This is a genomic window from Psychrobacter cibarius, from assembly GCF_904845955.1.
Lineage (GTDB): Bacteria > Pseudomonadota > Gammaproteobacteria > Pseudomonadales > Moraxellaceae > Psychrobacter > Psychrobacter cibarius_B.
The window spans coordinates 75,946-88,860 of record NZ_CAJGYX010000003.1; the positions used below are offsets into that span (position 1 = coordinate 75,946).

A 12,915-nucleotide genomic window follows, 5' to 3' on the forward strand; every position below is an offset into this window, starting at 1 on the left:
TTATGTCTGCGGCCTCAACCACAATCCCACCAGATACCAAAACGCATCTGTTAGAAACAGGCTATCAACTGATTTCTAAAAAAGGTTTTACTGCCGTCGGTATCAAACAAATACTAGACACAGCCGGTATTCCTAAAGGCTCTTTTTACCATTATTTTGCCTCAAAGGAAGCGTTCGGTGAAGCTATCATCAGTCATTATTTCACTGATTATAAGATACGCTTAGACACCATTGGTCGTCAAAAAGTTAATGCTCAGCAAAAGATTTATGATTACTTTCAAAGCTGGTATGACACCCAGCAAAATGGCTGTGATCATGAAAAGTGCTTGGTGGTTAAGCTCAGCGCTGAGGTTGCAGATCTGTCTGAACCTATGCGCATCGCACTGAATGCTGGTTATCAGCAGACCATCAGCTGGCTTGCCGAACAAATCAAAGCAGGCTGGGCGGATGACTCTGTACCACAACCTGACAATATCGCGGCCGAGAGCATGGCAAAACGCTGGTATTTTGCTTGGCTTGGTGCCAGTTTAATCGCCAAGATTAGCCAAACCAATACACCGCTTGCAGAAGTATGGCAGATGACTACTTCTCAATTGGGACGCTAATTTCGTGTGTTAAACGCTTTTTAGCTATTTATACTTCCCTATATCTAAAGCAAAAAATTGAGTTATAAGAGAGTTTTGTAAAAATTACTAGACGACTGGTCTATTTAATGTACAATGCCCACAGTTGCAAAAACGAATGGCTAATTTGCCACTGAGATTTTTGCACCCCATACGCCCAACACAAATATTTAATAATTTTAGGAATACTATGAATAACTTCCAATATTACAATCCAGTACGTATCGTCTTTGGTGAAGGTCAAATCAAACAACTATCGGAATTGGTCCCGACTGATGCCCGTGTGCTTATCACTTATGGTGGCGGTTCGGCACAGCGCACAGGTACGCTAGACGAAGTAAAAGAAGCCTTGGCTGCAAGCGGTAAACGTACCGTATTCGAATTTGGTGGTATTGAAGCCAATCCAGAATTCACGACTCTTTTAAAAGCAGCAGACATGGTCAATGAACACAATATTGACTTTTTGCTAGCGGTCGGTGGTGGCTCAGTCATTGATGGTAGTAAATTTGTGGCATTGGTATCGTCCCTCACTGAAGAAGATGGCACGACTGTCTCACGCGAACAAGCATGGAATGCACTAACCAGCTATTGCAGAGACATTGATTCTGCCATCGATTTGGGTGCTGTTTTGACCATTCCAGCCACTGGCTCTGAGATGAACTCAGGCGGCGTCATCAATTATAGTGAACGTCAAGCTAAGCTCCCATTTGGCAACGCACTTGCCTTCCCTAAGTTCTCAATATTAGATCCAATCAAAACACTGACATTACCTGAGCGTCAAGTGATGAATGGTGTGGCTGATGCCTTTGTCCATGTCATGGAACAGTATCTAACGTATCCAGTCAATGCAAAAGTGCAAGATGCCTTTGCTGAGAGCTTGCTGAAAATCCTCATTGATGAAGGTCGTATCGTTAAACAAGATCCAGAGAACTTAGAAACTCGTAAGAATATCATGTGGACAGCGACAATGGCACTCAATGGTCTAATCGGTGCAGGCGTACCGCAAGACTGGACGACACATATGATCGGTCATGAGCTAACCTCGTTACACAGCATCGATCATGCTCGCACCCTAACCATTTTATTACCCTCAGTAATGCGCGAGTTGAAAGACAGCAAAAAAGAGAAATTACTTCAATATGCACATAATGTCTGGAATATTACGCTCGATGATACTCATCAAGACGAAGACGCTGTCATTGAAGCCGCTATTGTCCGTACAGAAAACTTCTTCCGCGACCTTGGCTTGCCCGTCAGCTTAGAAGATGCAGAACTTGATGCGTCAGCTATTGACCCGATTATCAAGCAGCTTGAAGCGCACAACATGGTTCAGTTAGGCGAGCACAGTAACAATGATTTAGAAGTGTCACGCCGTATTCTACAACGTGCTATTAGTAGTAAAGCTGCTTAATAAAAACACCACCGTAATAAGAAACACATATTGTTATGCTATTTATAGTAGTTGCTCAGCACTGAGTAACTACTCCATTCACTATTAAATATCAAAACCAGTAAATATTAAAATCAATAGAATCTTAAAATCAATAAATAGAAAAGGAATCTGATAATGAGCTTTGATAAACAACAAAATCAAAAAACAAACCGTCAAATCAATTTGGCAAGCCGTCCAACAGGTGAGCCAAAGGCTGAAAACTTTGATATGGTAACCAGCGATACCCCATCGCCAAATAACAATGAAATGCTGCTGCGTACCGTTTACTTATCCTTAGATCCATACATGCGTGGACGTATGAGCGATGCGAAAAGCTATGCTGATCCGCTAGAAGTGGGTGACGTCATGATGGGTGGCACGGTTGCCCAAGTCGTGAATCCAATATCGACAAATTTGCTGTGGGTGACTTGGTGGTCTCAAACTCAGGCTGGCAAGACTATAGCGTCAGTGATGGCGAAGGCGTCTTAAAGCTTGACAAAAACATGTCAAATCCCTCTTATGGTTTAGGCGTACTAGGTATGCCAGGCTTTACCGGTTACATGGGTTTGACCGACATCGGTAAGCCGCAAAAAGGGGAAACTTTGGTCGTCGCTGCTGCAACGGGTCCCGTTGGTGCAACAGTAGGTCAAGTTGGCAACCAATATGGCTTACGTACCGTTGGTGTGGCTGGTGGCAAAGAAAAATGTGACTTTGCTGTCAATGAGCTAGGCTTTGATGTCTGTATTGACCATAAAGCTGATGACTTTGCCGAGCAATTAGAAGCGGCGTGTCCAGATGGCATCGATATCTATTACGAAAACGTCGGTGGCAAAGTATTTGATGCCGTTATGCCATTATTAAATGCGCATGCACGTATCCCAGTCTGTGGTCTGGTCTCGCAATACAACGCTACCGAGCTGCCTGATGGTAAAGATCGTCTAGGCGTATTAATGGGCAACATTCTAAGCCGTCGTCTCACCATCAAAGGTTTTATTATTTTTGAAGAATATGGCGATCACTTCCCAGAATTCTTAAAAACCATGAGTAAATGGGTCGAGTCAGGCGATGTTAAAACCAAAGAATATATCACTGAAGGCTTAGACGATGCACCAAATGCCTTTGTTCGCATGCTAAATGGCGATAACTTCGGTAAAACAGTGGTTAAAGTTTCTGAGGTTGAATAACAGAACCAATGGTTATCAGTTGGTTGAATCGCAAATAACGACTTAACAACATAACTTGCTAAGACAACCACTGAAAATGACCTCTCAACCATGAATACTGTTCTATGAATACCGCTAGCAGTCATTGCAAATACTCATATTGATTACAGATGATTAATTAAGCATGACTGCTAACAACCCATGATTTAAGAACAACATCAATAATAAATAAGGAAGACTATGAATATTTTAATGGTACTAACCTCACATGATGAGTTGGGCGATACTGGCAAAAAAACGGGCTTTTGGCTAGAAGAATTTGCCGCGCCTTATTATGCTTTTATCGATGCGGGCGTCAATGTGACACTTGCTTCTCCTGCTGGCGGGCAGCCACCGCTTGATCCGAGCAGTGACACTGAAGACACGCAAACGAAAGATACCAAGCGTTTTAAAGAAGACAGCGACGCTCAAAAGCATCTTGCCAATACTGAAAAACTCGCTGATATGAACGCTGAAGATTTTGATTCAGTCTTTTATCCAGGCGGTCATGGTCCACTATGGGACTTGGCAGTTGATAAAAATTCGATCAATTTGATTGAGACGTTTGTCAAACAAGACAAACCTGTCGCCTTTGTTTGTCATTCTCCAGCCGCTCTTAAAAATGTCAAAATTGACGGTGAGTATTTAGTCAAAGGCAAAACAGTGACTGGCTTTACCAATTCAGAAGAAGACGCTGTTGGTCTAACAGATGTCGTGCCATTCTTAGTAGAAGATGCACTAAAAGCCAATGGTGGTAACTATGAAAAAGCCGCTGATTGGGAATCATTTGTGGTCGAAGATGGCTTGCTGATTACTGGACAAAACCCAGCGTCATCAGAGGAAGCTGCCAAGCGCTTAATCACTAAGCTGAAAGGTTAATATCTTTTTAACGTTAATACAATAGACCATGCAAAAAGGCCACTATCATGATTCGCTTACATCATCTCAACCAGTCTCGCTCATTACGTATTTTATGGCTTTTAGAAGAGCTGGGCGTGCCTTATGAGATCATTAGTCATCAACGCGATCCTAATACTCATTTGGCACCAGATAGTTTAAAGGCGGTACATCCACTCGGTAAATCTCCGGTTATCGAGATGGATGGTCAACTTTATGCCGAGTCGGGTGCAATCACTGAGTTCTTGATTGAGCGATTTGCGCCAGAGCGCTTACGTCCTACGACTGATAGCGTAGACTATGGACATTATCTGCAATGGATTAACTTTGCTGAAAGCTCGCTCATGTTGCCGTTATTACTGGAGCTATTTACCAAAAAAGCCGGTATCATCGATAACGAGTTTTTAGATGGTTATATCAGTCAAGAAAAACACAGACTGTTGAGCTATCTAAACGAGGAAGTTGCAGATAAGTCATTTATCGTTGGTCATAAGCTAAGCGGCGCTGACTTTATGCTGTCTTTTGACTTAATCATGCTGGCTAAGCGCGAAGCGTTAGATGATTATCCGCATATCAAGCAGTATGCTTTACAACTCGCCAGTCTTGATAGCTATCAGCGCAGCATGCGTTTAGAGGCGAATTATGATCACTCTATTTAGTACCATGGTCTAACTGTTTATCGACTATTTAATGTATAAAAAAACAGCTCTTTATAGAGCTGTTTTTTATGGGCAAAAATGATCTGAGTCGTAGCTATGTGACATGACATATAGTCAAGGAATTTTAGAATCGCTACAAGGCGACCGACCGCAGATAGTACACTGAGTACATCTAGGGCGGGTAACACCGTAGCGGTTTAAAAGTGCTCTAACTATAGCACTGTGTTTCTTATCGTCTATCATTGACAGACAGCTGCATCTATCTTTTAACTTGATTTTCAATGTGTTAGTTATGCGTGATAAATGCTCAACAAAAATTATGATAAAATATTCAAAACAGGGTTTAGAATACTTTTTTGGTTTTATCAGCCTACTAAATGACTTTCTGTTAAATGGCTTTTTATTAAATGACTTTTTATTAAATGACTTTGAACGTCTTGATCTTCATGACTATCCGACGAGCGTGATGCTTGTTTAACAACGGCTATATACCATTTTATCCCTCTACGCAGATTATCCACCCATGAGTACTGAATACCAGTTTAAGCCCCATGAACGACCATTCATGCTTGGCTCGCCTGCCACCCCTGATCACCCTGTGCGCCGTAAAGTATTTTATTTACTGATTGGTATTTTTATCGGCTTAACTGCCAGCTTTCAGAACGGTCTATTGGTCGCGAATCTCACTCAAATCCAAGGCGAAATGGGTTTAACGCCCGTAGAAGGTGGCTGGATATCAGTCGCCTACAATATGACCAATGCTTGTGTCACGGTGCTGCTGTACAAAATTCGCCAGCAATTTGGCATGTCGTTATTTAGCAAAATCACTTTGTTCTTTTTATTGGCAGCCACCAGTATGCAGTGGTTGGTCAGTAGCAATCTACTCAGTACGACGATTGGGGTTAGCATTGAGCCTTATTATTTAGAACTGCTCGCCCGTGGCTTTAGTGGTGTGGTGGCTAGTGCGATGACGGTATTGTCTATTTTTTATTGTCTACAAGGCATGCCAACTGCTCGGCGTATCAGCGGACTGATATTAGGGTTCGGCTTGGTGCAGTTTGGCATTCCACTGTCACGGATTATCTCGCCTTATTTAGCCGTTGATGGTCAGCTTGAAGGTTTATTTTTATTCCAAGTGGGATTATCGCTGATTTGCTTTGGGCTTATTAACATTCTTGAGCTACCACCGGGCAACACGGAAAAGGTCTTTGAAAAACTTGATTTGGTGAGTTTTGGCTTTTTTGCCAGTGGTCTTGCCGCCCTATCGGTATTTTTAGTACAAGGTAGAATTCAATGGTGGACAATGCCTTGGCTTAGCTATCCATTGATCATTGCCGTCGTGACTATCTCGATTGCTTTATGGATTGAGACGCACCGCAAAAACCCTATGTTACAAGTGCGCTGGATGCGTAGCCGCACCATTATTGCCTTTATGATTACTGGTGCCGTTATGCGTATTTTGCTGTCTGAGCAAAGTGTGGGCGCCGCAGGATTATTAGCAAACCTTGGTTATGGTAATGACCAGCTGATTGTTTTTTATGCCATCATCTTGGTGGCTAGTATACTGGCATTAGTGATTAGCATTTTTACCACCAAAGCGACGGATCTGCGCCGACCCGTGATTTTTGCGGTTGCCTCGATTGCGATTGGTGCATGGATAGATACGGGCGTGTCGCTAAACTCTGCCCCTTATATGTTCTATTTCAGTCAGTTTATAATCGCTTTTGCTGCCGTTTACTTTATGGGACCAATGGTATTTGAAGGTATGTTTCGCGCCATTGCTAACGGACCTGCCTATATTATTAGCTTTTCGGTGATTTTTGGTATCTCACAAACGATCGGCGGTTTAGCAGGCGCGGCAGGTATTCAAGCTTTTACCACCATTCGTACTCAGATGCATTATGCCGATATGGTCAGTTCAATGAATACCACTGATCCTGCTACGATGACCCAAATGCTACAGAGTGTGCAACGTCAAGCAACGGTCGCCGCTTATGACGATTTATTCTTTTTGATGGCCGTGAGCGCCACCATCACCGCGCTATATTTATTGATGGTTTATTTTTATTACCTTTATCATAAACGCAATCCACTTGGTAAAGAACTTGCCGCATTGGCAGAAATGATGGGCAAAAAATAACAGGTGACAATCATATCGATTTTTTGCTGTTACCTTTTCTTCTTATGCTAATTACTATATTTTAAAAAGTTATCCACTATGTTTACTAATCTCATTAGGAGCGCATCATGAGCGAAGACAAATTAAATGATCTTGATGACCATAATCAAGACACTGCTCAAGATGCCACCCAAAATACTGCTGAAAACAATCAGACATCATCCAATGCAGCAGCAATAGAGATGCCTCTAAGCCAATCGAAAAATGATGATACTGTGACTATACCGAAAACAGAGGACTCAATAATAACGTCCGTTGCTGATGCTGATGAAACGCCAATGCCGCCAAAAGAGCCTATTCCTGACGCTACGGGTTGGTCGCCTAAAAAGAAATCTTACTTTAACTTAGGCTTATTAATTGCACTAATCATTATTGGCGTCCTTTTGATTCTTTATGCGTGGAAGCTACCGCCCTTTACGCCTACGGTTCAGCAGACTAATAATGCCTTTGTAAAAGGTCAAACAACGATTATCAGCCCGCAAGTTTCTGGCTATGTCACAGAAGTGGCAGTGCAAGATTTTGAAAATGTACAAGCAGGTGATTTATTGGTCAAGATAGACGACCGTGCCTTTTTGCAGCAGCTCGAACAAGCACAAGCCAATATCGAAGTCGCTATGACCGACCGCTCAAGCAATGCGCAAGATACGGGCACCAGTCAGGCGCAAATCGAAGCACGTAAAGCGGACTTATATAGTGCCAAAGTTAGCGTTGATAGTGCACGCGAAGATGTAAAGCGCTATCAAGGGCTTGATGCGATTGGCGCAGTATCCAAAGCAGAAGTTGCTCATGCCCAAGCTCAGCTCGCTCAAGCACAAGCTGGCGTTCAGCAAGCAGAAGCCAATTTACAAGTCGCCCTTGAAGCCAGCAAAAAAACCAATGGTAGCCGCTCATCACTCGATGCCAATATTAAAAATGCAGAAGCAGTTGCTAAGCAAGCACAGCTTAATTTAGATAATACTATTATCAGAGCACCGGGATCAGGACAACTGAGTCAAGTCAGCGTCAAAGCGGGGCAATATGTCAGCGCGGGCACACAGCTCATGTATGTGGTGCCGAAAGGCGTGTGGATTATCGCCAACTTTAAAGAAACCCAAGTGGCAAATATGGCTGTCGGTGAGCCTGCAACTATTCATGTGGATGCGCTAGGCGGCGCTACGTTTCGAGGTCATGTCAGCAATATCTCGCCAGCGACTGGCAGTGAATTTAGCGCAGGCGCGGCAAACCCTGCGACTGGCAACTATATTAAAATCGCTCAGCGCATTCCAGTACGAATAGATTTAGAGCAAGGACAACCTGAGCTTGCGCAATTGCGCCCCGGTATGTCGGTGTCGGTCGATGTCGATACTCAAAGAAACGAAAGGTAAAAGGATATTTGCTTGCTACTATTCATCATTTTTGATGCTGCGTATGTTTATAGTCAGTTTATGATAAATTGACTATATGAAAGGAATGATAATGCGGAATAAGATAATAGGGTTAAGTGCTTTACTCATTTTGTCAGGGTGCATAAAAAATCATAAAAATACGGAAGTTCAATTGGTCGAGTTTAAACGGACATCATCATATTATGAAATAACTTTTTTATCAGAAGCTAATTTTTCAATACGTGAATCAACTAGAAATACAGGGAGTTATATACATTGTATCAACGATAAACGAATCTATGATGATAAATACATTCCTGACTACTCTTCGAATAATTATTTGAGCGGCAATATTCCTAAAAACACCAAACCTACTGCTGACACACTTTCAGATCAATACATCTATAGCATCAAACTTGATTCTTCAACATACTTAGAGAACGACAAAACTTTATATTGCCGTATATTTACAGGAAACTTCCCAGGAAAGCTAAAAAAGTCGCAAGTACTCGAGCTTATACCATAAAGCTTTTAATAAAATTAGGTGCTGTTGCTGCTCTAAACAGCAACAGCACCTAAGAAATCACTCTCTGCTTATATCTAAATAATAAATAGCAAATATGCTTAAGGCAAAAGGCGCTTGGTAGTCCAGCTTTCACCATTGTCTTTAGTATAGACAATACGGTCATGCATACGATTGGCACGACCTTGCCAAAACTCAATCTCATGAATGCTAATCTCGTAACCACCCCAAAACGCTGGTGTTGGCACTTGGCTACCTTCTGGATACTGGTTTTGCAGCTCATCAAACTTGGCTTGCATCACTTCACGATCAGCAACCTCGCCACTTTGCGGTTGACTGACCCATGCACCCACTTGACTGTCGTGAGGGCGCTTTTGAAAGTAAGCAGCTGACTTATTAGCATCGATTTTAGTAATGCTGCCACTAATACGTACTTGACGCTCCAGCTCGTGCCAAAAGAATAGCGCTTCGACATTCGGGTTTTCGGCAATATCTTGACCTTTAGCGCTTTCATAGTTGGTATAAAACACCACACCACTTTCAGTAATCTCACGCATAAGTACGATGCGCACGCTGGGTTTATTATCAGCACCGCACGTCGCCAGACTCATCGCATAAGGCTCTTGCACCTTTTGTGCTATTGCCTCATTCATCCATTCTTTTAGTAGCTCAAATGGAGAGTCTGGGACGGACTGTTGATCAAGCTCACCTTTTTCGTATGACAAACGCTGATCGGTAAAATCCATGCTCATAAAATATTCCTTATTTTAATATAACTATATTATGACTTTAACCCAATACTGCTTTGATATGATCAGCTAAATCATTTGCCAATACATCACATTCTATTTCATCATCCGACTCAACCATCACACGTATCATAGGTTCTGTACCTGATTGGCGAATGAGCAGACGACCGCGACCCTCTAAAGTGGCCTGTGCTTTTGCAAAAGCAGCAACCAGCTCTTCATGTTCAAACGGATCTTGCATTTTACTTAAGCGCACATTCACCAGTTTTTGTGGCAATTTTTCAAAGCCTTCGGTCAAATCACTGAGCGCTTTACCACGTGCTTCCATCACCGCAAGCACTTGCAAGCCGGCGATAATGGCATCGCCCGTACGACTCTTATCTAAACATAGAATATGACCCGATGGTTCGCCGCCCAGTATCCAGCCATTTGCTTCAAGCTCATGCATCACATAACGATCGCCTACTTTCGCACGCGTAAACTTAATATCTGCTGCTTTGAGTGCCAGCTCTAAGCCCATGTTACTCATCAGCGTACCAACCACACCTTTCGCCTTAGTCTGACCTTGGGTAGCAAGTACGTATAAAATGCCATCGCCGTCGACCAGATTACCAGCCTCATCAACCATCACAATACGATCGCCATCACCGTCTAGTGCGATACCAACATCTGCCTCGTGCTCAATCACTGCTTTCTGTAAGCCTTCAGGATGGGTAGAGCCGCAGTCGGCATTGATATTGACGCCATCAGGCGTATTGTTAATAGCAATCACATTGGCACCCAACTCACGCATGACTCTCGGTGCCACGCTATAGCCTGCACCATTGGCACAATCTACAACGACAGTAAGATGACTCAAGTCGTACTGATAGGGAAAACTGCCTTTACAGAATTCGATATAGCGACCTTTGGCATCATTGATTCGATTATTTTTCCCCAATTGTGCTGGATCAAGAATAGGCATGATCACATTATTGTCCGCCTCAGAGGCACTCATAATCGCTTTTAGCTTGTCATTAATAGAGTTTTGCATCTCATCAGTCAGCTTTTTGCCATCTCCTGAAAACAGCTTGATACCGTTATCATAGTAAGGGTTGTGCGACGCTGAAATAACTACCCCAGCATCTGCATTGAAACTACGGGTCAAATGCGCAATCGCTGGTGTGGGTAATGGTCCAAGCATATGCACATCAACACCAGCGGCATTAAACCCCGCTTGCAATGCGCCTTCAATCACATAACCTGACAGCCGTGTATCCTTACCGATGACCACGCTTGGCTTGCGCGCAGGATTGTCATTATTCTCTATCAGCACACGTCCCGTCACATAGCCCAATTTTAAAATAAAGTCTGGTGTGATCGGCGACTCACCGAATTTTCCGCGAATACCATCGGTGCCAAAGTAGCTCATTATGTATGCTCCCAAATCTAAGAGTGAAAACCAGACGAATACGCAAACAATAACGTATAAACAGTCTAAGTAGTTATTATTATAATCCGCTTGTGTATTTTACAAAAAAAACAGCCAACAATAACAAGGCATTGTTGGCTGTTTGTATCTTAAGGTCACTGCAGCCCTGCAAAATAGCTATCGTTGACATAATGCAGGATTATAAAACAGCTTTTAATTCACACGATAGTTCGGTGCTTCTTTGGTGATTTGTACATCATGGACATGCGACTCTTTCATGCCCGCCGATGTCACCTTAATGAATTGCGGATTAGTACGCATATCTTCGATGGTCGCAGAGCCAGTATAACCCATTGATGAGCGCAAACCGCCAACCAACTGATTAACAATACCAGCAACTGGACCTTTATAAGGAACTCGGCCTTCGATACCTTCTGGGACTAATTTTTCTACGCCATCTTTAGCATCTTGGAAGTAACGATCTGATGAGCCATTTGAGCCTGACATCGCACCAAGGCTACCCATACCGCGGTAAGCTTTGTAGTAACGACCTTGGAATAGCTCAACTTCACCCGGCGCTTCTTCTGTACCCGCCATCAATGAGCCTACCATAATGCAAGAAGCACCAGCGGCAATGGCTTTTGCCATATCACCTGAATAGCGAATACCACCATCAGCAATCAGTGGAATACTGTCTTTCAATGCGCTAGCGACGTTATCGATAGCTGAGATTTGCGGCACACCGATACCAGCGATGATACGCGTAGTACAGATAGAACCAGGGCCAATACCGACTTTTACCGCATCAGCGCCTGCATCACGTAGTGCAAGTGCAGCATCCCCTGTTGCGATATTGCCACCGATGACTTGTACGTGTGGATAGTGCTTTTTAATCCAAGATACCTTATCAATCACGCCTTTTGAATGACCATGTGCGGTATCAACCACAATGATATCGACGTCAGCAGCGATTAACGCTTCAACACGCGCTTGGGTATCTGCACCAGTACCAACAGCAGCACCAACACGCAGACGACCTTGCTCATCTTTACAAGCATTTGGATTGTTTTCAGCTTTTGCAAAATCATTAACCGTAATCAAACCACGTAAACGGAAATGATCGTCGATAACGATGACTTTTTCAATACGGTGTTCATGTAGCAGACGCTTGATGTTTTCGTTGCTTTCACCTTCATGTACTGTCACCAACTGATCTTTTGGCGTCATGATTTTACTAACTGGCAAAGACAGATTGGTTTCAAAGCGCCAATCTCTGTGAGTCACAATACCCACGACATTATCAGTGCCTCTTTCTACCACAGGTACGCCTGAGATATTATTGTCTTGCGTCAGCTGTAGCAGATCGCCAATCGTCATCTCTGGATGCACAGTAATCGGATCTACAACCGTACCTGCTTCAAATTTTTTGACGCGGCGTACTTGTGTGGCTTGCTTGGCGATATCCATGCTCTTGTGCAAGATACCCATACCGCCTAGCTGTGCCATCGTAATGGCCATTTCAGATTCGGTCACGGTATCCATCGCGGCAGAAATCAGCGGTAGATTCAGCGTGATATTTTTGGTTAAACGGGTAGTCAGATCGGCAGTTTTTGGCAAGACTTCAGAATAAGCTGGCAACAATAAAACGTCATCAAAGGTTAAGGCTTCATCGACAATTCGCAACATACAGACCCCTAGTGGTGGTTATTTTGATGGGTGGGATATTTTTGGCATTAAGACAATCAACCAAAATCACCGATATGACTTTATGAAGCTAAAGTCTTAAAATTAAAGACCTCGTATCACAAAGTTTTAGATAATCAGCAATGAGCCAGCCGGTGTTTGTGATTAAACAAACAGAGACACTCGAAAATTG

The 12,915-nt window shown here is 43.1% G+C and carries 10 protein-coding genes and 1 pseudogene; 8 read left to right on the forward strand and 3 right to left on the reverse strand.

Annotated elements, in window-relative coordinates; genetic code table 11:
• The first annotated feature begins 2 nt into the window (after positions 1-2).
• The 8 genes and pseudogenes from JMV76_RS07095 to JMV76_RS07130 all read left to right on the forward strand — a co-directional run bounded on the left by JMV76_RS07095 (position 3) and on the right by JMV76_RS07130 (position 8,882).
• Positions 3-605: a TetR/AcrR family transcriptional regulator gene (locus JMV76_RS07095; RefSeq protein WP_055124963.1), complete on the forward strand. Its 603-nt coding sequence runs from the start codon at positions 3-5 to the stop codon at positions 603-605.
• Between the two features lie 208 nt (positions 606-813).
• Positions 814-2,034, forward strand: a complete 1,221-nt coding sequence (locus JMV76_RS07100) for an iron-containing alcohol dehydrogenase (protein ID WP_201502144.1) — start codon at positions 814-816, stop codon at positions 2,032-2,034.
• Between the two features lie 156 nt (positions 2,035-2,190).
• Positions 2,191-3,239 (forward strand): annotated as a pseudogene (locus tag JMV76_RS07105) (NADP-dependent oxidoreductase).
• A gap of 219 nt (positions 3,240-3,458) precedes the next feature.
• Positions 3,459-4,136, forward strand: a complete 678-nt coding sequence (locus JMV76_RS07110) for a type 1 glutamine amidotransferase domain-containing protein (protein WP_201502145.1) — start codon at positions 3,459-3,461, stop codon at positions 4,134-4,136.
• A 47-nt stretch (positions 4,137-4,183) separates the two neighbouring features.
• Complete coding sequence (locus JMV76_RS07115; protein WP_201502146.1) at positions 4,184-4,813, forward strand: glutathione S-transferase family protein; 630 nt, start codon at positions 4,184-4,186, stop codon at positions 4,811-4,813.
• A 523-nt stretch (positions 4,814-5,336) separates the two neighbouring features.
• Positions 5,337-6,953, forward strand: a complete 1,617-nt coding sequence (locus JMV76_RS07120) for an MFS transporter (protein WP_201502147.1) — start codon at positions 5,337-5,339, stop codon at positions 6,951-6,953.
• A gap of 107 nt (positions 6,954-7,060) precedes the next feature.
• Entirely contained in the window at positions 7,061-8,356 is a 1,296-nt protein-coding gene (locus JMV76_RS07125; protein WP_201502148.1) for an HlyD family secretion protein, read from the forward strand.
• Positions 8,357-8,447: 91 nt separating this feature from the next.
• Complete coding sequence (locus JMV76_RS07130) at positions 8,448-8,882, forward strand: hypothetical protein (protein WP_045446328.1); 435 nt, start codon at positions 8,448-8,450, stop codon at positions 8,880-8,882.
• Between the two features lie 98 nt (positions 8,883-8,980).
• On the opposite strand, the gene pdxH is transcribed toward JMV76_RS07130, so the two are convergent.
• The 3 genes from pdxH to guaB all read right to left on the reverse strand — a co-directional run bounded on the left by pdxH (position 8,981) and on the right by guaB (position 12,725).
• Positions 8,981-9,625: a pyridoxamine 5'-phosphate oxidase gene (gene pdxH, locus JMV76_RS07135; protein WP_201502407.1), complete on the reverse strand. Its 645-nt coding sequence runs from the start codon at positions 9,623-9,625 to the stop codon at positions 8,981-8,983.
• 43 nt (positions 9,626-9,668) lie between these two features.
• Positions 9,669-11,039, reverse strand: coding sequence for a phosphoglucosamine mutase (glmM, locus tag JMV76_RS07140; RefSeq protein ID WP_201502149.1), 1,371 nt, complete (start codon positions 11,037-11,039; stop codon positions 9,669-9,671).
• Between the two features lie 213 nt (positions 11,040-11,252).
• Complete coding sequence (guaB, locus tag JMV76_RS07145; protein WP_045454296.1) at positions 11,253-12,725, reverse strand: IMP dehydrogenase; 1,473 nt, start codon at positions 12,723-12,725, stop codon at positions 11,253-11,255.
• Positions 12,726-12,915 lie beyond the last annotated feature (190 nt).